The sequence below is a fragment of the Pseudomonas sp. NPDC099000 genome (assembly GCF_044759925.1).
Taxonomy (GTDB): Bacteria; Pseudomonadota; Gammaproteobacteria; order Pseudomonadales; family Pseudomonadaceae; genus Aquipseudomonas.
Map to the genome: position 1 here is coordinate 1 of NZ_JBIWAF010000040.1, position 17,894 is coordinate 17,894.

Annotated in this window: 34 protein-coding genes; 31 read left to right on the plus strand and 3 right to left on the minus strand. The window is 62.3% G+C overall.

What is annotated here, in order from left to right:
• The first annotated feature begins 278 nt into the window (after window positions 1-278).
• From ACIQV9_RS27060 to ACIQV9_RS27155, 20 genes are all read left to right on the plus strand, one after another.
• Window positions 279-1,289: a hypothetical protein gene (locus ACIQV9_RS27060; RefSeq protein ID WP_403107905.1), complete on the plus strand. Its 1,011-nt coding sequence runs from the start codon at window positions 279-281 to the stop codon at window positions 1,287-1,289.
• A 597-nt stretch (window positions 1,290-1,886) separates the two neighbouring features.
• Window positions 1,887-2,072 carry a hypothetical protein gene (locus ACIQV9_RS27065; RefSeq protein ID WP_403107908.1) on the plus strand — a complete coding sequence of 62 codons (186 nt, stop codon included), beginning with the start codon at window positions 1,887-1,889 and terminating at the stop codon, window positions 2,070-2,072.
• 133 nt (window positions 2,073-2,205) lie between these two features.
• The gene (locus ACIQV9_RS27070; protein ID WP_403107911.1) at window positions 2,206-2,409 is read left to right on the plus strand and encodes a hypothetical protein; all 204 of its coding nucleotides are present in this window, start codon (window positions 2,206-2,208) and stop codon (window positions 2,407-2,409) included.
• Between the two features lie 67 nt (window positions 2,410-2,476).
• Window positions 2,477-3,937 carry a hypothetical protein gene (locus tag ACIQV9_RS27075; protein ID WP_403107915.1) on the plus strand — a complete coding sequence of 487 codons (1,461 nt, stop codon included), beginning with the start codon at window positions 2,477-2,479 and terminating at the stop codon, window positions 3,935-3,937.
• A 37-nt stretch (window positions 3,938-3,974) separates the two neighbouring features.
• Entirely contained in the window at window positions 3,975-4,412 is a 438-nt protein-coding gene (locus ACIQV9_RS27080; protein WP_403107918.1) for a hypothetical protein, read from the plus strand.
• Window positions 4,409-4,813 (plus strand): hypothetical protein, encoded by a 405-nt coding sequence (locus tag ACIQV9_RS27085; RefSeq protein WP_403107921.1) that lies wholly within the window; start codon window positions 4,409-4,411, stop codon window positions 4,811-4,813. Before ACIQV9_RS27080 ends, ACIQV9_RS27085 begins: the two co-directional genes overlap by 4 nt.
• Before the next feature lie 26 nt (window positions 4,814-4,839).
• Window positions 4,840-5,121, plus strand: a complete 282-nt coding sequence (locus tag ACIQV9_RS27090) for a hypothetical protein (protein WP_403107924.1) — start codon at window positions 4,840-4,842, stop codon at window positions 5,119-5,121.
• A 14-nt stretch (window positions 5,122-5,135) separates the two neighbouring features.
• Window positions 5,136-5,354: a hypothetical protein gene (locus ACIQV9_RS27095; RefSeq protein WP_403107925.1), complete on the plus strand. Its 219-nt coding sequence runs from the start codon at window positions 5,136-5,138 to the stop codon at window positions 5,352-5,354.
• A gap of 65 nt (window positions 5,355-5,419) precedes the next feature.
• Window positions 5,420-5,671 carry a hypothetical protein gene (locus ACIQV9_RS27100; RefSeq protein WP_403107928.1) on the plus strand — a complete coding sequence of 84 codons (252 nt, stop codon included), beginning with the start codon at window positions 5,420-5,422 and terminating at the stop codon, window positions 5,669-5,671.
• A 14-nt stretch (window positions 5,672-5,685) separates the two neighbouring features.
• Window positions 5,686-5,919, plus strand: a complete 234-nt coding sequence (locus ACIQV9_RS27105; protein WP_403107930.1) for a hypothetical protein — start codon at window positions 5,686-5,688, stop codon at window positions 5,917-5,919.
• Window positions 5,920-6,011: 92 nt separating this feature from the next.
• Window positions 6,012-6,419, plus strand: coding sequence for a hypothetical protein (locus ACIQV9_RS27110; RefSeq protein ID WP_403107932.1), 408 nt, complete (start codon window positions 6,012-6,014; stop codon window positions 6,417-6,419).
• On the plus strand, window positions 6,416-6,790 hold the full coding sequence (locus ACIQV9_RS27115) for a hypothetical protein (RefSeq protein WP_403107935.1): 375 nt from the start codon (window positions 6,416-6,418) through the stop codon (window positions 6,788-6,790). Before ACIQV9_RS27110 ends, ACIQV9_RS27115 begins: the two co-directional genes overlap by 4 nt.
• Window positions 6,787-7,140: a hypothetical protein gene (locus ACIQV9_RS27120; RefSeq protein WP_403107938.1), complete on the plus strand. Its 354-nt coding sequence runs from the start codon at window positions 6,787-6,789 to the stop codon at window positions 7,138-7,140. Before ACIQV9_RS27115 ends, ACIQV9_RS27120 begins: the two co-directional genes overlap by 4 nt.
• On the plus strand, window positions 7,140-7,568 hold the full coding sequence (locus ACIQV9_RS27125) for a hypothetical protein (protein ID WP_403107941.1): 429 nt from the start codon (window positions 7,140-7,142) through the stop codon (window positions 7,566-7,568). The genes ACIQV9_RS27120 and ACIQV9_RS27125 overlap by 1 nt, the downstream gene beginning before the upstream one ends.
• The gene (locus ACIQV9_RS27130; protein WP_403107944.1) at window positions 7,565-7,873 is read left to right on the plus strand and encodes a hypothetical protein; all 309 of its coding nucleotides are present in this window, start codon (window positions 7,565-7,567) and stop codon (window positions 7,871-7,873) included. Before ACIQV9_RS27125 ends, ACIQV9_RS27130 begins: the two co-directional genes overlap by 4 nt.
• A complete protein-coding gene (locus ACIQV9_RS27135) occupies window positions 7,873-8,106 on the plus strand; it encodes a hypothetical protein (RefSeq protein ID WP_403107946.1) in 234 nt (77 codons plus the stop codon). Before ACIQV9_RS27130 ends, ACIQV9_RS27135 begins: the two co-directional genes overlap by 1 nt.
• A gap of 90 nt (window positions 8,107-8,196) precedes the next feature.
• Entirely contained in the window at window positions 8,197-8,433 is a 237-nt protein-coding gene (locus ACIQV9_RS27140; RefSeq protein WP_403107949.1) for a hypothetical protein, read from the plus strand.
• Window positions 8,430-8,672, plus strand: a complete 243-nt coding sequence (locus ACIQV9_RS27145; RefSeq protein WP_403107951.1) for a hypothetical protein — start codon at window positions 8,430-8,432, stop codon at window positions 8,670-8,672. The genes ACIQV9_RS27140 and ACIQV9_RS27145 overlap by 4 nt, the downstream gene beginning before the upstream one ends.
• Before the next feature lie 183 nt (window positions 8,673-8,855).
• Window positions 8,856-9,500: an AAA family ATPase gene (locus ACIQV9_RS27150; RefSeq protein ID WP_403107954.1), complete on the plus strand. Its 645-nt coding sequence runs from the start codon at window positions 8,856-8,858 to the stop codon at window positions 9,498-9,500.
• Between the two features lie 39 nt (window positions 9,501-9,539).
• Complete coding sequence (locus ACIQV9_RS27155; RefSeq protein ID WP_403107956.1) at window positions 9,540-9,803, plus strand: hypothetical protein; 264 nt, start codon at window positions 9,540-9,542, stop codon at window positions 9,801-9,803.
• 158 nt (window positions 9,804-9,961) lie between these two features.
• Here the strand turns inward: ACIQV9_RS27155 and ACIQV9_RS27160 are convergent, their stop codons facing one another.
• The 3 genes from ACIQV9_RS27160 to ACIQV9_RS27170 all read right to left on the minus strand — a co-directional run bounded on the left by ACIQV9_RS27160 (window position 9,962) and on the right by ACIQV9_RS27170 (window position 11,718).
• Window positions 9,962-10,423 (minus strand): helix-turn-helix transcriptional regulator, encoded by a 462-nt coding sequence (locus ACIQV9_RS27160; RefSeq protein ID WP_403107959.1) that lies wholly within the window; start codon window positions 10,421-10,423, stop codon window positions 9,962-9,964.
• A gap of 26 nt (window positions 10,424-10,449) precedes the next feature.
• Window positions 10,450-10,734, minus strand: coding sequence for a hypothetical protein (locus ACIQV9_RS27165; RefSeq protein ID WP_403107961.1), 285 nt, complete (start codon window positions 10,732-10,734; stop codon window positions 10,450-10,452).
• Window positions 10,735-11,058: 324 nt separating this feature from the next.
• Window positions 11,059-11,718, minus strand: coding sequence for an XRE family transcriptional regulator (locus ACIQV9_RS27170; protein ID WP_403107964.1), 660 nt, complete (start codon window positions 11,716-11,718; stop codon window positions 11,059-11,061).
• Window positions 11,719-11,846: 128 nt separating this feature from the next.
• On the opposite strand from ACIQV9_RS27170, the gene ACIQV9_RS27175 reads away from it, so the two are divergent.
• From ACIQV9_RS27175 to ACIQV9_RS27225, 11 genes are all read left to right on the plus strand, one after another.
• Window positions 11,847-12,110: a hypothetical protein gene (locus tag ACIQV9_RS27175; protein ID WP_403107967.1), complete on the plus strand. Its 264-nt coding sequence runs from the start codon at window positions 11,847-11,849 to the stop codon at window positions 12,108-12,110.
• Window positions 12,107-12,706: a hypothetical protein gene (locus ACIQV9_RS27180; RefSeq protein ID WP_403107970.1), complete on the plus strand. Its 600-nt coding sequence runs from the start codon at window positions 12,107-12,109 to the stop codon at window positions 12,704-12,706. The genes ACIQV9_RS27175 and ACIQV9_RS27180 overlap by 4 nt, the downstream gene beginning before the upstream one ends.
• 27 nt (window positions 12,707-12,733) lie before the next feature.
• The gene (locus ACIQV9_RS27185; RefSeq protein WP_403107972.1) at window positions 12,734-13,198 is read left to right on the plus strand and encodes a hypothetical protein; all 465 of its coding nucleotides are present in this window, start codon (window positions 12,734-12,736) and stop codon (window positions 13,196-13,198) included.
• Window positions 13,191-13,403 (plus strand): hypothetical protein, encoded by a 213-nt coding sequence (locus tag ACIQV9_RS27190; protein WP_403107975.1) that lies wholly within the window; start codon window positions 13,191-13,193, stop codon window positions 13,401-13,403. The genes ACIQV9_RS27185 and ACIQV9_RS27190 overlap by 8 nt, the downstream gene beginning before the upstream one ends.
• A gap of 32 nt (window positions 13,404-13,435) precedes the next feature.
• Complete coding sequence (locus ACIQV9_RS27195; RefSeq protein WP_403107978.1) at window positions 13,436-13,831, plus strand: hypothetical protein; 396 nt, start codon at window positions 13,436-13,438, stop codon at window positions 13,829-13,831.
• Window positions 13,828-14,241 (plus strand): hypothetical protein, encoded by a 414-nt coding sequence (locus ACIQV9_RS27200; RefSeq protein ID WP_403107980.1) that lies wholly within the window; start codon window positions 13,828-13,830, stop codon window positions 14,239-14,241. Before ACIQV9_RS27195 ends, ACIQV9_RS27200 begins: the two co-directional genes overlap by 4 nt.
• A gap of 119 nt (window positions 14,242-14,360) precedes the next feature.
• Entirely contained in the window at window positions 14,361-15,626 is a 1,266-nt protein-coding gene (locus ACIQV9_RS27205) for a tyrosine-type recombinase/integrase (RefSeq protein WP_403107983.1), read from the plus strand.
• A 40-nt stretch (window positions 15,627-15,666) separates the two neighbouring features.
• Window positions 15,667-16,113: a hypothetical protein gene (locus tag ACIQV9_RS27210; protein ID WP_403107986.1), complete on the plus strand. Its 447-nt coding sequence runs from the start codon at window positions 15,667-15,669 to the stop codon at window positions 16,111-16,113.
• A 228-nt stretch (window positions 16,114-16,341) separates the two neighbouring features.
• The gene (locus tag ACIQV9_RS27215) at window positions 16,342-16,656 is read left to right on the plus strand and encodes a phage holin family protein (protein ID WP_403107988.1); all 315 of its coding nucleotides are present in this window, start codon (window positions 16,342-16,344) and stop codon (window positions 16,654-16,656) included.
• A 121-nt stretch (window positions 16,657-16,777) separates the two neighbouring features.
• Entirely contained in the window at window positions 16,778-17,107 is a 330-nt protein-coding gene (locus ACIQV9_RS27220; protein ID WP_403107991.1) for a hypothetical protein, read from the plus strand.
• A 24-nt stretch (window positions 17,108-17,131) separates the two neighbouring features.
• Window positions 17,132-17,872: a hypothetical protein gene (locus tag ACIQV9_RS27225; RefSeq protein ID WP_403107994.1), complete on the plus strand. Its 741-nt coding sequence runs from the start codon at window positions 17,132-17,134 to the stop codon at window positions 17,870-17,872.
• Window positions 17,873-17,894 lie beyond the last annotated feature (22 nt).

Below are 17,894 nucleotides of genomic sequence, written 5' to 3' on the forward strand. Positions count from 1 at the left end.
GCGCGCGCAAAGAAGTGTCGCCGGACGGCGAGCGGGGAAAATATTTAAACAGTTTAGATGTTCAAGGCGGGTCGCCTTTGCTATTCTTTTGGCGTCCGGCGTCTGCCGAGAGACAAGAATTTTAAGATTTACAAAGGCTTAGAAAAAAGAAAACCCCAGGCCTGCAAGCCTAGGGTTTCCGGTGATCGTTCCGCAAGAAGCTCTGGAAGACCGCGACAAGGTCAGAGTTTAGTGGACGGTCCCCTTCGAAGCAAGCCTATTGCTTAGGGGAAAGCAGCATGTCCGCCATGATGGCCGAGGACAGCCCGCAGACTTTAGTCTGGGGCCGTTCAACTTATCCGCACCCGGGGCTTCACCTTGGGTCGGGAAACCGCTGTGGGCACGACCCACAAACGCTGGCCGTCGATCGGCTAAGCCTGCACGTCCCCAGCGGCGGCAACTGGCCGCGACTGATTCAGGTCGGAATCAACCGCATTCAAGCGTATTTCAACAACCCAAGAGCCTTAGAGCCGCTGGCGTATCTGTCGAAAAAGCGCAATCAAGACGGCTCCAAGCGGCAGAATCGTAGTGAGGCGCGCGAAGGGCACGCCCTGGTCGTCTCGGTGATCTTTACCTACCTTGACCTTAAGTCGTTGCGGGTCGGCTACTACGCCACTAGCGGCGAGTTCGTCAGTATTTCCTTTTTGGACATCGCCCGGCGTTGCGCCATGACCTGCATGGTCAAGGACCGCGAAAACGAGGGGCAGGTTAAAGAGGTGCCGACTTCGCGTTTCTGGCGCACCGTGCGCGACCTGAAGGCCGCCGGCGTGATTTCCGTGTTTGAGCAGTACGAAGAAAAGGACGCCGGCAAGCGCGCGTTAACCGCGATCAAGACGTTCAGCGAGAAATTCCTGCGACTGGTTGCCGGTTGGTCCGCCAAGCGCGTCGAGAAAGCCCGTCAGCGGGCGAATGCGCGGGTGGGTGGCTTCCTGATGGATGCCAGCAACGCCGGCGTGGAGAACGTCAACCAGCGCAAACAGTTGGTTAAAGAGATTCAATCAGCCAACGTCAAGCGCGAGCTGTTCGGCGCCCCGATCGCCAAGAATCGCGCCCCCAGCATCGGCAGTGCGCGCCCATCCGTCGAGGCGGCGCTGAAGCAGGAATACGCCGAGCTGGAAGCCAAGGTGCTGGCCAGCATTAAAGCCGCCCTTGGCCGTGCCCCCCGCACCTTGGAGCAGCTTAAATTGCAGGCCCAGCACGGCTGGCTGAGCTACGACGACTTTATGCGTCGACGCCTCGGCGGCAGCTAGCCCGCCACCCTTTTCCCCAGCGTTAACCCTTCCCCCTGATCGCCGGGGCGCCTCTCTATGGGCGCTTGCTGGCGATTTTGCGTTGTACCCCCTCCGTTTTCTCGGCGTCGGCCGGCAAACCCTCCCTAAACGCCCGTGGCGCGCCCAAAACGGTCGCCCGCCGCGCTCGATTCCCTGCCCGCGCCGGCCACGGCGCCGCGCGATCAAAATTAAGTCGTACCCCCCCAATATTAAGTCCCTCAAGAGTTGGATTAAGTCAGTGTTGGTCTTTCCCTCTGTACAACTAGAGAAGCATGGCCAGCCTGCGGCTGACCTAGTAATGCCTCGGCTATGCCGAGAACAGTCTGTTTGTGCCTGAGCTTCGCCCAGGCGGTTCGGCCGCCCGCAGTTCGTGCCTACGGCACGGCGGGACGTGGGTCGCTGAAGCATCCGCCGCCGTTCCGTCAGGAAGGCGCCTTCCAGTCGCTGTGGGACGCGCTGGCGGCAATTACACCCGCTAGCCCGTGCAGCGCCCCTTCGCTCCTTCACGCGCCGCCTTCGGCTGGCCTGTCGCGCAAGCGCTCCGGCAAACAGTGAGGGGGGTGGGGTCGCGACCGCGTGCCCCGTCGACATCGAGGCGCCGGCATGGCCGCCACGGCGCGAGCGATGGCCAAGGCCAGCGGCTGGCCCGGCGATCGCCCTGGGCGGATTCACGGCGCGGGTCGGGTGTGTTCGGCGATCGCCGGTCGGGGCTGGGCGATCGGTGCGGCCGGTATCGAGTCCGAGGCGGATTGCCGGGCGTGAGCGTGGTCGACGGAAAGGCGTAAAGGATTCTTTTAAAGCATTAAAAAGATATTGGTTTAATATTAAAAAAGGTTGAATTAAGGATTCAGGCGCGGCATTATGCTTGCCATCAAGTCGCCACCGGATCAGTCCAATGACCACCGCCCAGCTTTCCGAACGTATGCAGCAAGTCGCCAACCAACTGCCAACCCAGCGACTGATGGAAGCCGTCCGCTTGATGGGCGGCGCCCTTCTGCCGGTTGCCGAAAACATGGCCCGCGCGGCGCTGTTGTCGGCCTATCAAGCGCGCGAAGGTGACGAAGCCATGGACGCCCTGATGGATGAAATCGGGCTTTAAGGACAGTTGCCCCGGCCGGTTGGCTGGGGCTCTTGATGGAGTGCCTACGATGGCCCGGAAGAAACCCATGCAGTACGTTCCGATGGAAGAACGCCCCGAGTTCATCGCGGCGCTTGAGGCCTTGCCGGTCGATGCGGTCGAGCTGGAGGTGCGCGCCTCGCGCGTGCTTCAGCTCTACCATGACGCCATGCTGGCGGCTGATGTGCAGGCGCTGGACGATGCCCATTTGGTCTACCGCGCCTGCGTGATCAAGCTCAACGGCGGCACGCACTTCGGTTGTTCCAGTGTGCAGGACGCTTTGGCGGCCAAGTTTGCCGCGCCACCCGGGCAGGTGCCGAGGTGGGGCCAGTCGGGCGAGTTTCTGCTGGAGGTCGACGGCATACGCATGGTGGTCAAGATGGGCGTAGGCAGTCTGGCCAATCACGTCGGGGCCGATTTGTACGCGGTGGACTTCGACAAGCCGTTTGTCAGTCGCACCGGCTACCGGCACCAGTATTTAATCCCGGCCCAGCACGTCGCCCGAACTGTCGATCAGGCCGTGCGTGCCGAGGTGCTGGAGGGGGTGGCCAGCGAAGGCTGGGCCGCGACGATCGATCAGGAGCATGGCGCGGCGAAAGACCGCAAGGTGTACCCGTGGTTGGCTGACGCCCTGGCCGGCGTGCGCCCGGATGGTCAGTTGGCCATGTTCGGCGATGCGCCGAAAGATCCGAACGCTAAAGTGCCCTTGAGCAATGCCGAGCGGCAACGCCGGCACCGACTGCGGCTGAAAGAGCTGGCCGACACCGAAGGGCTTAAGGCCATTGCGCTGACCCAAACCGACCGCATGGTGTTGAGCCTGGGCCTACTGGCCCATGAGGATCTGTTTCACCGGCCGAAGGATTGGGAAACCAGCAAAAAGCCCGGGTTTGATTCATTGCTGTGCAAGCTGTGGCCAGAAGGTGACAACGGTCGTTACCTGGCCGAGCCGAAGCGCAGTAGCTACCGCCCGACGGCGTTCCTGCGCGACGAGCTGGAGCGGCAGCGCGGCATGGTGCAGCGGCTGGAGGCCCTACGGCGCGATGTGGGCCACGACTTTTCGGCCCTTGAAGTCACTGATGCGCATCTTGTTCCGGTGTGGGACAAGCTGCCCACGGACTTTGCCCGGGCGGCCACGGCGCTGGGGGTGCTGCGTCTGCGCAACAGCCAGCACGCCGAGCTGGCCCGGGCGGTCAAGCTGCTGCAAGATCGGCTCGCGGCGGCCGGGCTGGATGCCCGGGTGTCGTCGGACAAGCAAGAGTGGTATTGGAACGAGTCGCCGCTGGGCGACTACCGGGCGACCGACGCGCCGGAGTACATGGAGCGCCAATCGGCGGGGCAGTCCGATGCTGATGTGATCATTGCGCTGCGCCGCGAGGTGGCAATCCTTGAGGAACAGAAAGCCCAGGCGGCGGCCAGTTGGGGGCAGGCCTTCGAAACGTCGCGAGTGCTGCGCAAGCGCTTGGAGCGGGCCGGGCTGTCCGCCGATCCCCAGCGGCAGCCGGGCGAATGAATCTACGTTACCGTAACGCACGACAAGGAATAAGCCGATGACCGACACCCCGAAGTTTCCCGACAACCCCGACCACGCCAATGGCACCTGTGAGGAATGCGGCGAGCCGTGCCAGGTCTACGGCTGCCGCTGGTGCCCGGACTGTTACGACGCCGCCAGTGCGGTGGTGCGTGAGGCGAGCCGCGCGCAACGGATCCCCAAGGCGCAGACCCCGGCCGAATGGGCCGCCTCATTGTCGACGCCGGCCTATCCGTCGTTGCCGAGCGAGCAGCCGTGCCCGTGGCAGCAAGCGGCCTTGGTCGCCCTGGGCGTGGCGGCGCAAGCCTGCCCGTCGACGCTGGTCGGCCTGCCGGTGACGGCCGATCGCGGCGTGCCGGCCTCGACGCTGTTTCTGCTGGCGGCGCGCCCGGGGCGCACGCGGGCGATGTTCGACGCGTTGCGCCTGGAGCTGGACGACGTGGACGCCGCGCCATGAAGGCCGCCGGCCGGCCGTACCGGCTGCCGCCGCGTGAGCCGTTGACGCCGGCGCAGCACGCGCCGTTGGTGGTCGCTCTGGGGCTGGGTTGGAAGGATGCCGCCGAGGTGCTGCCGTGGCAGGATGGCGGACTGTTGCGTTACGTGGTGTACAGCCCGGCCTACGGCGGGACGCTGCTGCTCTGCCAGTTTCAGGTGTTCAGTCCGGCCCGCTGGTGGCATGACGGTATGCAGGTCGGCATCAGTGGCGTCACCTGTTGGCGGCTGGCCACCGAGGATGATCAGGATTTTTCCGCGCTGGACGGCCCGCCGTCGGTGACGCCGTCCGATCCCGAGGCCCTGGCGCAGTTGCGCCACTGGTGGCGCTGGTACAGCGCCTATAAAGGGTTTGACCCTGAATGAACATCGAGCGAAAAGGAGCCCCCGCCATGCCGACGCTTGAACCCGGCAAACTGCCGCCGCTGACCGACGCCCAGGTGCGCGACGGCGCGCGTCCGGGCGAAACATTGGGGCAAGCGCGCCGCCGGCTGGAGGCGGCGAACTGGGCGTGTCCACCGGAGCCGGAACCGGACTGCTACGACGCTGATTATTCGTTGAGTGGCTGGGTCGGTGATCGCGGCCTAGAGGGCGAACTGATCCATTGGGAGCCCGGCGAGCTGGGCGAGGGCCATCCGGGTGTTGATGTCATTACCCCTTACGAACCGACTTGAAAGGAACCCCCGCCATGACCGAACAACTGAGCGGCGCCTTCCCCGCGCCGGGCCTGTCCTGCGCCGATCGGGCGATGCTGGAGTGGGCTTGTGATAACGGCATCCGCATGACCTACAACGCCGAGCATTTGGCCGGGCCGTGCTACGTGGTGTTTTGCCCGGCCGAGCGCCTGGACGAAATGCAGCGGGTGCGAGCCGAGGCGCAAACCCGGGGCGACGCCGCAAGCGAGTGAGCCGCGCGTTACCCGGCGTTGAAGTCACGACCCCTTACGAACCTGAATAGAAAGGAACCCCCGCCATGCCGACCGATACCACTGACCCTGTGGCCCGCATGCAGCAAATCACCGCCGATGACCCCGAGTGGTCCGCCGTGCGCGCCGGATTTGATTGTGTTGAAGCCATGGCCGAGCATGCCAATGAGGCGCTGGGCGCGCCTGTCTGGGCGGGCTATGCCTTGCGTGCCGCGTTCGTGGCCGGTGCCAAGTGGCAGCGCGAGCAAGACGATGCCGCCGCCCAGGGCGAAGCCCCGGCCGCTGCCGAATCCAACTGAAAGGAACCCGTTTTATGTTGACTGAAAAATCGCTAGAGCCAACCGACCTGTTCGTGGTGGTGGAAGAACACGCCCTGAAACTGCTGCACCAGTATCGCGAACTGGAACAGCAATGGATGGACGCCCCGAACGGTTCGCCGGAATCGCAAGCGTTGCGCGATAAGCTTGAGCCGCTGCGAATGAAATTGGTGATCTGGCTAAACGTGGCCGTGGGCCGGGCCGAAGACGCCGCCGCGAAAGGCGAGTGAGTCCGCGTTACGAGTAACGCCGCTTATGTGAAATGACCCCCGTCAGTTGCCCGACTGCCGGGGGTCTTTTTTTGTGTGTATGGCTCCCACTTATGGCTAAAATGGGATACCACTTTTGGCGTAAATGGTTTTACGCACTGACCGACCCTCACTCGAAAGGAGTTTTGCCCATGCCGTCGCCCCTCGATCCGCTGTTGCAGTCCCTTCAGTCCATCGCCGCGCGCGATAGCCACACGCTGTCCGCCTTCAGGGTTGGCGAGCTGGATATCTACGCCGCGACCTCGGCCGAGCAGGCCCTGGCCTTGGCTGCCCGGCGCGATGGCGAAAACCGCCACACAGCCGGCGATGTGCGCCCGGTCAGCGCCGAGCTGCTGGATCGGCCGATGGTGGTGGACGGTCGGGAGGAAACCCTGCGCGGGTGGCTGCGCGTCACCGCGGTGCCGGGCTGGCTGGCCCGGGGCGTATGGGTCGAGGTGGATCTGGTCGGGGGTGGACAATGAGCGCGCCCATCCTGCAGGACGTTCATGCGCTGCCGATCCATGGCGCAGCGCCGGGGCATGCGCCGCTGTATACCGGGGTGATCGGCTTCGCCGGCGCACCGCTCGGCCATCGCGACCCGCTGTTGCCGGCGGTGAAACGCTTTGTCGCGGCGCGGCCGTTCACCGGCCCGGGGGCGCTGATGCGCCGCTACGGCATTGGCCTGGAGCGTGCCCGCTGGCTGCTGGTGGTGCTGGAGGAGTGGGGCGTGGTGCGCGGCCATTGGGGTCGGCTGGTGGCGGCCGGCAGCCTGGGCGGCGTCGAGGTGTATTCCTTTCGTATGTATCGGGTACAGGCGCATGCGTGGCGCTCGCTGCAAGGCGGTGGCGCATGAGCGGGCTCAAGGCGTACAGCGTGCAGGGCAATGAATACGGGGTGATTGCCTTCGCCCGTTTCAACGTGGTGGCACGGCGTGAGGGGGGCAATGAGCTGAACATTGAGTTCGGCGACGTGGAGTCCTGCCGACGTATGCCGGCGCTCGATGGCTTCGCGGGCCAGCCCGGCGGCGTACCCATGAAATTGCTGGTCGAGGATCACGGGTGGTCGCAGGAGTGCGGCTATTGCGAGCGGCGGGTGTACAGCGATGAGCTGGGCCGGGTGTGGGATGACGATCAGGTGTATTGCAGCGCCGAGCATCTGGCCAAAGGGGCCGACTATCGGGCGAAGATTCTGGAGGGGCAGTGATGGCCGAGAAGAAAGCCAAAAAGCTGACCTTGGCCAGCGCCCAGGCGATGGAGGCGCGCGCGCTGCGCCTGATCGCCGAGGTGGAGCAGGTGCAGACGGCCGACGATCTGGAGGACGCCGGCCACTATGTGAAGTGGTACGTCGACAGGATGGTGCGGGACGGTTATCACCCGATCGCCGGCGAAGGCTTTGCCCTGCACGGGCGCCGGGCCGTGGCGGCCGCCCAGGTGCGCCTCGGCCTGAGTGTCGACGGCGTGGCCCAGCCCGGGGCGAATGCCCACGGCCTGAATGCCGGGCATTTCAAGTCGCGGCTGAAAAACGTGATCGCGATCCTGAGTACCTACACGCCGGCCGAGTTCGCCCGCGAATGCGCGCGCCTGGCGCGCACGGCGGACCCGCGCGTGTTGCAAGAGGACGAATTCCAATGAGCGCCCTGCGCCGTCTGGTCGACCATCGGCGGGAGGCGTTGCGCGCGTGGTCGCCGGCGTGTGCCGCCTTGGCCGATCGGGTGGCTCCGGCGCTCAAGCCTGAGGCCACGCCCTTGCCCCGGGGCAATCTGGAACTGACCTTGCTCGATCATCTGGAGTCGATCGCACACCGGTCACCGGTGGCGCTGCTGGGCTTTGCCTACTGGCTGAATTTGATGGTGCTGTATGGCGCGTTGAGCGACAGCGAAGCCGAGACGTTCAAGGCTGAAGCGATCCCGCTGGCCGGCCCTCAGGAGGGGTTTTGATGGTGCGTTACGTGTTGTGTCCTGGGTATGTGATCAGTCGCACCGATGGCCAGCGGCATTGGGTTGGGGCTGAGCAGTTGCGCCGCTTGTATGGCGTGCCGGCACGCGAGTGCGTGACCTATCCCCAAGGCGAAGGGATTGAGGCGGACATACGGCGGCGGATCTGGTGCGCGCCGCCCGAGTCGGTGGAATTGCGGCCACGCCATGACGGCGACTATCCAGCGTTACGGTAACGCGCGCGCCTTCTGGTACGCTGCCCCGGGTTGTTGGGTGGGTTTGGACTTGAGGGGGTAAGGGTGGCTTTTTCGTATGTGGGGCCGGCGGTGCTGAAGTTCGTCCAGGCGGACGGCGCCGAGGTCGAGGCGGCGGTGAGTGTGACGCTAGGCGAAACCATGCCCGGGTTGTTTGAGTTGTCGTTCCCGCACGCGCTGCCGGCCGCCCTGGGCGCGAAGCGCGTGCGGGTGACCTTGCCCAGTGGCGAGGCCTTAGGCGGTGAGGTGCGGTATCTGGCGGCGTCGACGCTGACCTTTCGCGCCGATGATCGGTCCGCGCAGCTATGAAGCGTAAGGGCTTCGATGAGGGGCAGTTGCTGGAGTTGATCGCCGGCGGATCGGTGCGCGAGTGCAAGGTGGCCCGCCATGGTGATCGTTGGGCGGTCTATGTGCGCCTTGGCGGCCCGGCGGCGAACTGGCTGGCCGTGCGCTCCAAGCGCGAAGCGGTGCGCACCTGGGCGAGCCTGGACACGGTCGAGCGGTTTACCTCGGGGGCGGGCATTCGTGCGTTTGCCGTGGAGTCGTGACCGGTCACACACGTAACGCGCACACAGAAAGCCGCCTTGAATGGGCGGCTTTTCTTTGCCCGATCGAGCGCCAAAGGGGCGGTTTTGTTTTCGCATCAAGCATTGTTCTTTAATTGACATACGCTGTGGTATCGCTACGATACGCATACGTTTTTAATATTAAAAAAGTATGCGAGGGATGGTATGACTATTTTGGTGGTGGGGAACACAAAGGGCGGTGTGGGCAAGACCACGACGGCGATCGAGATCGCCATTGAGCGCGCCCGGGTTGGGCGGCGGGTGCTGGTGGTCGACGGCGATCGACAGGCGACCGCGCAAAAGGCGATCGCGATCCGGGATGAAGCCGGGGTGTTGCCGGCGATTGCCTGCGCGACCTATTTTGATGGGCCGGTGTTGCGCTCCCAGGTACTGACGCAGAAGGATCTTTACGACGACATCATTATTGATGCCGGCGGCCGTGATTCCACGGCGCTGCGGGCGGCCATGTCGCTGGCTGACGTGCTGCTGGTGCCTTTCGAGCCGCGTAGCTTTGAGGTGTGGGCTCTGGAGGATATCGCCGCGTTGGTCGACGAGGTGCGCAGTGTGCGTGACGGTCTGCGGGTGTATGCCTTCTTGAACAAGGCGGAGCCGGGTGTGTTGTCCACGGATAACCGCGACGCGGCCGACGCGGTGGCGGACTTCCCGCAAATCGAGTACCTGCCGAAGATCCTGCGCCGGCGCAAGGCCTACTCCAACGCCGCCGGGGCGGGGTTGTCCGTCTCTGAGGTCAAAGTCAAAGACCCCAAGGCGATCGCCGAGTTAAAGGCGCTTATTGCCGCTGTATTTTGATATATAATTAATCTGTTTTTAATATTGGAATAAACGACCATGACCATTGTAAAGAAGGCTAAGCCTGCACCGGCGGAAAAGGACATCGACACCTTTATTAGCGCGGCGCCTGATGCGGCGGCCAAGGGGCCGGGCGTCAAGAAAGGCAACAAGGTGCAAATCAGCCTGACCATCGATCCTGAGCAGCTTTCGCGCGTCGACGAAAGGGCGCGTGAGCTGAGCATGGGGCGCGCGGCGGTGATCAATATGGCGATCAACAACATGCTGGAGAATGGTGTGAGCTTGGGTCGGCCAAAGAGCTGATTTACTAGGATCGGCAGGGGAGCGGCGAAACGGGTTATTAATGCTTTAGTAACCCGCAAATAGAAGTAAAAAGGCCTTGTAAGGATATTAAATCAATATCCTTACAAGGCCTTTTTTTGTGTCTGGTGGTTGAGGGTGCAGCGGGGAAAGGCGAGGGGTTAGCTCGCCATGCGCAGGGAGCTGGCCACCTGAAAGCACTCGGCCATGCGCGCGCTTTCATGGTGATCACCGGGGCCACTGGCGGCGCGGCCGACACTGGCGCGGGCCAGACGCGAAGCGGGAGCGCTACGGCCGCCCCGGCGGGTTTGGTTGCGGTTGCCGTCGTCGACGTGTTCGGTGGCGCACAGGACCGACAGCAGCAGACACAGCGCACGCGGGATCAACACGCCCAGGGTAAAGGCGCGGGCAATCATGTGGGGGTGAGTCTTGGCGCCGAGTTTGGCTTTGATGTTGCGTTCCAGCAGTCGGAAACTGCTGTTGTCGACGCCGAGCATGGTGCCGATGGTGTTGGGGCTTTCACCATCGGCCAGGCCGACCAGTACGCGCAATTCGGTGTCATTCAGCGCCTGCCCCGGCCGCCCAATAACGTCTTCGCCTTGAATTTCCATTTCAGCGTACATCGTGTGTTTCCTTTCCCCGGGGTTGATTAGGCGGCTTTGGCGGCTTTGAGCTGGCCCGCGATGCTGGCCAGATTCTGAAGTTCTTCGGTGAGGTCGTCGGCCATGGCGGCGATCAGGTCAAGGACGCCGTCGGTATCGCCGGTGTCGATCGCGCGCATGGCCAGCGCGCCAATGCCGGCGGCCATGGCGGCCTTGCGGTTAATTCGGGTGTGCAGCAGGCGCTGAGTTTCTTCGGTAAGAATGACGATGCCGGCCCCGATGGCAAGGGCGGTGGTGGCAGGGTCGAGAGTGGTTAAAAGTCCTGGGTTCATATCAGATTACTACCTTGCAAACTGTTAATTACACTTAAAGTGTAAAATCATGGTCATTCATGCCCCAAAGTGGGGCGTTCTTCGCTTTTGGCTGGGCCTTTCATTCCTGCTCAGGCCTCTCATGGATCCAAGTGCGCCACTATAGATGGCGGCGCGCATGATGGCAAAAGGCAATTACAACAGGGGTTTGATCGGTGTTGCCGGCGTCTTGCGGAGAGTACAGACCGGAACAAAAGCGCGAAAGCAGGGTTTAACTGAATTGCTGTAAATAACAGTTTAACTGTAAATTAAGGGCGTAGCAAAGCCCCTGGGCGGGGCATTTTATTAGCGTAAATGCGTGATCATGCGAACGCGGCCGAGAATGTGCATGTCGGCTAATTCGTCTTCGGTAACGCTGCTGTCGGGGTAGTGATCGCGGCGCTCGGCCTGAATGACGTAATCGCCTTTCAAGGTCTGGCGAATCCAGCGCAGCCAGAGGCGACCCTTGACCATGATGGCGAACATGTCGTCACGCGTAACGGCGATTTCGCTGAGGTCGATCAGGGCGAGGTCGTTCTGTTCGATGATGCCGGCCATGCTGTCGTCCGGCGCCACGACCAAGAGAATCTTTTCCTTGTCCAGCTTGATGCTTTCGAGAAAGCGCAGGCGAAAGGCCAGTGACTTGTCGCCCAGGTTGATCAGACCGTTAGGGGTCGGCACGGTCGATTGCGCCGGGATGGCGTATTTGCGGGTTTCCGGTGAAGTGCCGTCGTCGTCGGTCAGACCGGCCAGGTACGCCCCGGGTTTGCCGTAGAGCGTGCTCAGGGCATAGATCATTTCCAGCGGCGGAACGTTGATTCCGAGTTCCCAGTTACCGTAACGCGAAGGAATGAATTTCGCGCCGGTGATCCTCGACAGTTCGGCGGCGGTTTCGGCAAAGGTCCATCCCTTCTGCGCGCGGCAGGCCTTCAGGCGAGTGGATATGATGTCTTTAATATCAAACATTGGCGTCTCAGTAGGAATCTTCCAGGCACTGAATATACATTCAAAGTGTAAAAAACACTAAAAAGAACTTGTGTTTGGGTTTTCTGTCGTCCACGATAAACAGCATATCTGTTAAAAACGGAATTGCTGTGGAACTGAACGCCTGGATTGATAGCCTTTCGCCTCTATCCGCTTCGCAAATTGCGGCGGATCGGTTGGGTGAGAAACGCCGGACGGTTGATTCATGGCGCCGTTTTGAGAATCCGCCGTCCTTTCGTGCCGCGTTGAATATCATCATCGTGTCCGGTGGCGTGGTGGACTTTAACGGGATCTATAACCCGTTTTGGCGCGCGCTGGTTGAGGGTCGTGCCAAATTCAAGTGGGACGGCCCTGTCCCGAGTTTTAAAGAATGAGCGCGACAACGTTTCCCGTAGGTCTGTCAGAAATGGTAATCGGCCGCAAGGTTGAGCAGCGCTTTGGCCTGCTCGGCCTTGGCCGGCTGCTGAAGTTGGTCGAGCTGGTCATGGAGCGCGTCGACAGGTCGACCACGACACCGGCGCTGTCGGCTGTGGTGGCCTGGGGCGACTTTCTGGCGGCCCTGCACTGCAATCAGGAAGACGCCGGCGAATTCCTGACCTACTGCGATCACGCGCGGGTGCTGGATCGCGGCGACGAAGACGGCCGGCTGCGCCTGACGCTGGTCGGCGAGCTGGTCGCACGCTTTGCCCCGCCTGAGGCCCCGGCGCCGGCCGTGGGTGATCGCGTGCTGTTCAGCACCGATAAGCAGTGGGTCGAGTGGTTCAAGTCCGACCTCAACTGCCCCCCGTTCCTGCTCAATGATTCCGTCACCCGGCAACTGTTCCGCCGTTGGTGCGTGAATAACATCACTGTCGACGAAGTCGAGGCCGCGATTGAGCGCGCCATTAAGGCCAGCGAGGCGCCGCACCCGGCTGTCTTGCATGACCACCTGAAAGCCCTACGTGCCGACAAACTTCGCGCGCTCACTTGAGCGTGCAGCAAGGGGAATGCTGTGTTTTTGATTGCTCTATCCGGCGGTGAAATCGCCGATCGCGAACGCGTCACCGATTGCCTTGTGGGGTCCGGCAAGGCCCGCTTGGCAGGCTTCGCCATGAATCCGCCGCTACGCCGTGGCGCCACGGAAAAGAAGCTGCCGCCGCTCGATGGCAAGGCCCGCGCGGCTCGACTGTCGCAGGCGATCGAGGGGCTGGAGGCACGGCCGCCAGTGGCGGGCGGGCTGGTGATCGTGCATTGCCTGACGCCAGATGAAGCGAACGTGGTGCGCGAAAGCGGCGGGGAGGTGTGGCACATCTACGGCGCCAAGCCCTCGGCCCTGGTGCCGATTCGTCGCGCCGATCGCATGGTGACCTTGGGCGAAAACGGCTTCGGTCACGTCCGATCGCCGCTTGAGGCGTTATCCGAGTACCTGCTGGCCTTGGGGCTGGCGGCACGCTCCAACGCCCAGCGGCGCGCCCGTGGCTGAGCTGAGCCGGGCGCTCCCGGCCTATGCCTACGGCGACCCGGCCAAGATCATCGAAGCCCGGCAGATTCGCGAGGGTGGCTGTTCGTTGTGCGAGCGGTCCGAAGCGGTGTTTGGGGTGCTGGTGTGCCTCAGTGGTTTGAAGTTCCCGGCCTGTCGCCGCGACACCAAGAAAGGCCACAAGCTGACGCCTAAAGCCGGCGGCTAGGGGATGTAATGGCAAGGCGAGGACGTAAGCAGATGGCCGCCGGTTATGAGTTGTGGGCTCAGTGGTGCGACTCCGGCGGGGTGATCAGTGCGGGGCGCACCATGCTGGCCAAGCTGATCGACAACAAGGGCGAGCTTTTCTTTGGTGGCTCGGGCGGTTCCAGTGAGCCGTCCGACAGCCTGGAAGCGGCCATTGAGTCCCTGGTGGTCGCCATGGCCGTGACCGCCCCGTTATGTGCCGACGTGTTGCGCCTGGAGTATGACGCCGGGTGGTGGCGGGTCGCGCAGCGCCGAGGCATCGAGAATTACGACCCCCGAAGCATTGGCCAGTTTGAAAAGGCCGACGCGTTGGGGATCAGTTTTGCCACCTATAAGCGCCGGCTCTCTGAGGCCCGCGCGACCATCGAGAATCAGTTGGGGGCTCAATGACTTTTCACCCGTTGTTTGCTGGCTTCAAAGGCGAAAACCCTTATGCCGTAGGGGCTGCCCTCGGTTTTGCCATTCACGTCGAGACGGCGCTGGGACCGCTGCCGGCCACGCTTGACCCGCTGCAACGGGCCAGAATGCGCGAGGGCGGGGATCTGGCCGGCTTCCAGTTCGCCGGTGGCTGGGGAGCCCCTGGCGCGCATTGCCTGATGTTCGCCAAACCCCTGACCCGAAACGCCGCGACGTGGTGGCAGACCGGGGCCTCATGCATTGACTGCTATGGCGCCGGCTTTTGTGTCTCGATCATGGGCGACGACATGCGCTGCCCGTGCGGTGCGCCGATCAAGATCGAGCGCCGCGACATCCCTGAATGCGCCCAAGTGGCCCATCACACCCACGGCTCGCCCGTTTAGCTCTATAGCGAATTAGCCCATTAGCGAACCCGGCGCCTTGCGCGTCAGGGCGTCGCTTTGCCTGAAGAAAGACAACGCCGCCCGCCGGCCTAGCCGTGGGCATCACCGAGGCTTGCACCATGGCAACACTCAACGTCTCCCTGTCCGATTCGGTCATTAAGCGCTACGCCGACGATCCGACCATTGATGAGCTGAACGACCCCCGTCACCCGTTGCGCTTTCGTTACCGTAACGACCGCACTAAAGGCAGTTGGCACATTGTCCGGCATGACAAGGGCGACATCTGGAGAAAGGCCGCGAACTGGCCCGATGTCCCGGCCCGGCTGATGATCGACAGTGTGCCGGTGGTGCTGGCTCGCTTGCTGGCTGATCCGAAGGCGGCGGCCACTGTGGATGGCTGGCAGAAGGTTGGCCAGGTGCTGGGCTGGTACGTCGAGCGCCTGAAGGCTGATCGCGGTTTGTCCAAGGATCGCCGCGCGTCCTCGATGTCGCTGATCAACCGCCAGTTGCTGCCCGCCCTGGGCGAATTGCACCTGAGCAAACTCAGCCCGGACACCCTCGACCGACACCTGATTTGGCACATGCAGGAAGAGTACAGCTTGGGCTACGTCAAATCGGCATTGGACGTGCTGAAGGTGGTGTTTAGCCGCGCACTGACCCTCAAGAAAATCACCGTCAACCCCATGGCCGGTGTGACCTTCGGCAACTTCACCAAGGCCAAGATCCGGCCCAAGGGCGCGCGTTTGCGGCATGTCGCCGTGGTGGATCTGCTGGCCGCATGGGCTGAGGCCTTTGCGAGTGATCCGGCCGGTGTGGCCCTGATGATGCTGATGCTGACCCATGCCACCCGCATCACCGAAACCCGCTTGGCCAAGTGGAAAAACATCCATCTAGAAGCGGGGGAGTGGTTCATTCCCGGCGCTGACACCAAATCCAAGCGCGACCACCTGTTACCGCTGACCCCGCAAGCCGTGGCCTTTCTGGAGCGTTACAAAGAAAACCAAAAGGCGAGGGGGTATGACGGGGCCTATCTGTTTCCGTCCACCGCGCACGCTGGCCGTTCGATGTCCCGTAGTCAGGCCTTCGCCGTGTTCACCCGTTACGGTGCCGGTGAGTGGACCAGTCACGACCTGCGCAAGCTCGCGCCTTCTATATGGGCAAACCTTGGCGTCGATCCGCTGGTGGGCAAGCTGTTGCTCAACCATTCCACGACCGATCTGGAGCGCACCTACTTCCAAGCCATGGGCGAGCAGGTCAAGCGCAACGCCCTGGACCGCTGGCATGCCTGGCTCGATGCGCAGGGTTTTGACGCGTTGCAGGACAAGACAGGAGCAAGACGCGCGGTTAAGCCCGCGGCTGTGGACCCGGCGGGCTGGCTGGCTTAGCGCCTAAAACCAAAATTAATCATATAAGAGGATTTTAAATATGAGCCTGAGCGACCTGAAGGCCTACGAAGCGGCCGAACAAGTGTCGGCCCGGATTGACGCCGTGGTTGAGTTGGCAAAGGAAATGGGCCTTGTGACCGGTCACGCTGACGACCTCAGTCCGGAGGCAAAACGCAAAAGGGACCAACGCGAACGCGAAAAAGCGGAGGGGGTTGAGGTTTTCGAGCTGAAACTTGGTCCTGCAGAACGGTCGATGTTGGCCGAGGGCCAACGTTTCCGGGGGTCTAAGGGGGTTCGCTATACCGCAACCGAGTACCTGTCGACGCTGATCCGAAACGACAACCGGCTGTTGCAAGACCAGCTCGGCAAGTTAGCGGGACGAACGTGCAAAAACTGTCAAAAGCTACTGCCACGGGGCTGCGGCGGGGTTTGGGGTCGTGAGCAGCGCTGCCTTTTGGCGCGATCGGAGATTGCCCTGGAGCTGTGAGGGCAGGGCAAAAAACGAAGGGTTGACAGTATTTCGGTTTAACAGGATTAATGTTTTTTACAGGTTACGTGTTTACAGTCGTGAGCTTTTACCCTACTCTTTGCTCCATCGTGGTGTTTTTGCGGTCGCCACGACCCCATCAGAGAACTCCCTTTAGCCCCCGGCCCTCACAGGTCGGGGGTTTTTTTATGCCCGCTCCCAGCACCGGGAGGAACCGAGATGCGAAAAATGCCTGAAAAAGATCCCGCCTTTCTGGTCCTGCTGCTGGTAGCCCTGAAGGAGAACGGCTTGGCCATGGGCTTAGCGTTCGTTTTGGCTTGGCTGCGGATTCAGTACGACGCCAAGGAAACCAGTACCGGCCGCAAGTTGCTGGAAGCCTCGATTGGCTCCCTGATCGTGCTGTCAGTCGGCCTGACGGTCAGAGAATTCAACTTTAGCTACGGCTGGGCGCTGGCCACGTCGGGCTTTGTCGGTGCGCTCGGCATTGAGTACGTCCGGCAGTTCGGTAAGCGCTTGGCCGAGAAAAAGGCGGACCTGAGTTGAGGCGCCGCCCGCTGGTGAGCGTGTTGATCGTCCTGCTGGCTTATCTCTTGGCGGGGCATGTGGATTGTCGAGAATCGGCGGCCTGTCAGGCGCCGGCCGTTACGCATAACGAGGTGTTCAAGTGACTGAATGTAAACAGGCCCAACCGGTTCTTTTTCACGTCGTGGATCGTGGTGGTGCCCGCCATAGCGTGATCGCCGATCGCATGCTGACTGAAGGTCGTGAGGTGACGTTTACCGTCGCCGGGCGTGAGGTTGGCAGCTTCTTTGATCCGCTGTCGGCCAAGAAGTCGAACCCTGACATTGCGCCGGCGGCCTTGTGTGAGCCGGTGCTGGCTGTTGCGGCCTCTTTTCGACCGCGCTGGAGTGGCCTTGATTGGCTGATGTTTGGTGCCCTGGTCGTCAATGCTGGGTTGATGGCTTGTGACCTGTTTGTGAGGCCGCTGTTTTAGGCGGCAGGCCTTCAAGGAGTCCGCATGTTCAAGTTGGATCTGTCGTTGGATGCAGCGCCGATCACGGCGGGCATGCAGGAACTGGAACAGCGGCACCTGCCTTACGTGTTGGCCCTGACGGCGACCCGGCTGGCCCAGCGGGTCAAGCTCGGCACCATCACGGTGATGCGGCAGCGCCTCGATCGACCGACCCCGACCACGCTCAATAGCCTGTTCGTCAAGATGGCGACCAAGAGCAAGGCGGCCGAGGTTTACTTTAAGGATTCGTGGACGTCGGGCGTGCCGGCGGACACCTACCTACAGCAGACCGTCATTGGTGGGCTTAGGCCGCATAAGCGCTTTGAGAAAGCGTTGATTGCACGCGGGCTGATGAAGTCGAGTCAGTACGCGCTACCCAATGAATCGCTGCTGAACCAATACGGCAACGTGTCACGCGGCACCATGCTCAAGATTCTGTCGGGCTTGGGGGCCGCTGAGCAGCGCGGCGGCTATCAGGCCAACGCCTCTAACAGCAAGCGAAGTAAGCGCAAGGGCAACGCTCAGCGCTTCTTCAGTGGTGCGGTCGATGGGTCGCAAGGCATATGGGAACGCAAGGCCATGGCCCATGGCGATGCGGTGCGGCCGGTGTTCATCTTCAGTGACGGCGCGCCGGGTTATCGCACCATCTTCCCGTTCTTCAAGATCGCCGAGAACATCGTGAAAGCCAACTACCCGGCCGAGTTCGCCAGCGCCTTCGCGCATGCCACGGCCACCGCGAAGCCCTGACCGTCAGGAGGTCGAGAAATGT

Coding starts and splice junctions, on each gene's coding strand:
- ACIQV9_RS27060 (WP_403107905.1), top strand. CDS start 279: ATGTCCGCCATGATGGCCGAGGACAGCCCGCAGACTTTAGTCTGGGGC.
- ACIQV9_RS27070 (WP_403107911.1), top strand. CDS start 2,206: ATGACCACCGCCCAGCTTTCCGAACGTATGCAGCAAGTCGCCAACCAA.
- ACIQV9_RS27075 (WP_403107915.1), top strand. CDS start 2,477: ATGCAGTACGTTCCGATGGAAGAACGCCCCGAGTTCATCGCGGCGCTT.
- ACIQV9_RS27080 (WP_403107918.1), top strand. CDS start 3,975: ATGACCGACACCCCGAAGTTTCCCGACAACCCCGACCACGCCAATGGC.
- ACIQV9_RS27085 (WP_403107921.1), top strand. CDS start 4,409: ATGAAGGCCGCCGGCCGGCCGTACCGGCTGCCGCCGCGTGAGCCGTTG.
- ACIQV9_RS27090 (WP_403107924.1), top strand. CDS start 4,840: ATGCCGACGCTTGAACCCGGCAAACTGCCGCCGCTGACCGACGCCCAG.
- ACIQV9_RS27095 (WP_403107925.1), top strand. CDS start 5,136: ATGACCGAACAACTGAGCGGCGCCTTCCCCGCGCCGGGCCTGTCCTGC.
- ACIQV9_RS27100 (WP_403107928.1), top strand. CDS start 5,420: ATGCCGACCGATACCACTGACCCTGTGGCCCGCATGCAGCAAATCACC.
- ACIQV9_RS27105 (WP_403107930.1), top strand. CDS start 5,686: ATGTTGACTGAAAAATCGCTAGAGCCAACCGACCTGTTCGTGGTGGTG.
- ACIQV9_RS27110 (WP_403107932.1), top strand. CDS start 6,012: ATGGCTAAAATGGGATACCACTTTTGGCGTAAATGGTTTTACGCACTG.
- ACIQV9_RS27115 (WP_403107935.1), top strand. CDS start 6,416: ATGAGCGCGCCCATCCTGCAGGACGTTCATGCGCTGCCGATCCATGGC.
- ACIQV9_RS27120 (WP_403107938.1), top strand. CDS start 6,787: ATGAGCGGGCTCAAGGCGTACAGCGTGCAGGGCAATGAATACGGGGTG.
- ACIQV9_RS27125 (WP_403107941.1), top strand. CDS start 7,140: ATGGCCGAGAAGAAAGCCAAAAAGCTGACCTTGGCCAGCGCCCAGGCG.
- ACIQV9_RS27130 (WP_403107944.1), top strand. CDS start 7,565: ATGAGCGCCCTGCGCCGTCTGGTCGACCATCGGCGGGAGGCGTTGCGC.
- ACIQV9_RS27135 (WP_403107946.1), top strand. CDS start 7,873: ATGGTGCGTTACGTGTTGTGTCCTGGGTATGTGATCAGTCGCACCGAT.
- ACIQV9_RS27145 (WP_403107951.1), top strand. CDS start 8,430: ATGAAGCGTAAGGGCTTCGATGAGGGGCAGTTGCTGGAGTTGATCGCC.
- ACIQV9_RS27150 (WP_403107954.1), top strand. CDS start 8,856: ATGACTATTTTGGTGGTGGGGAACACAAAGGGCGGTGTGGGCAAGACC.
- ACIQV9_RS27155 (WP_403107956.1), top strand. CDS start 9,540: ATGACCATTGTAAAGAAGGCTAAGCCTGCACCGGCGGAAAAGGACATC.
- ACIQV9_RS27160 (WP_403107959.1), bottom strand. CDS start 10,423: ATGTACGCTGAAATGGAAATTCAAGGCGAAGACGTTATTGGGCGGCCG.
- ACIQV9_RS27165 (WP_403107961.1), bottom strand. CDS start 10,734: ATGAACCCAGGACTTTTAACCACTCTCGACCCTGCCACCACCGCCCTT.
- ACIQV9_RS27170 (WP_403107964.1), bottom strand. CDS start 11,718: ATGTTTGATATTAAAGACATCATATCCACTCGCCTGAAGGCCTGCCGC.
- ACIQV9_RS27180 (WP_403107970.1), top strand. CDS start 12,107: ATGAGCGCGACAACGTTTCCCGTAGGTCTGTCAGAAATGGTAATCGGC.
- ACIQV9_RS27195 (WP_403107978.1), top strand. CDS start 13,436: ATGGCCGCCGGTTATGAGTTGTGGGCTCAGTGGTGCGACTCCGGCGGG.
- ACIQV9_RS27200 (WP_403107980.1), top strand. CDS start 13,828: ATGACTTTTCACCCGTTGTTTGCTGGCTTCAAAGGCGAAAACCCTTAT.
- ACIQV9_RS27205 (WP_403107983.1), top strand. CDS start 14,361: ATGGCAACACTCAACGTCTCCCTGTCCGATTCGGTCATTAAGCGCTAC.
- ACIQV9_RS27210 (WP_403107986.1), top strand. CDS start 15,667: ATGAGCCTGAGCGACCTGAAGGCCTACGAAGCGGCCGAACAAGTGTCG.
- ACIQV9_RS27215 (WP_403107988.1), top strand. CDS start 16,342: ATGCCTGAAAAAGATCCCGCCTTTCTGGTCCTGCTGCTGGTAGCCCTG.
- ACIQV9_RS27225 (WP_403107994.1), top strand. CDS start 17,132: ATGTTCAAGTTGGATCTGTCGTTGGATGCAGCGCCGATCACGGCGGGC.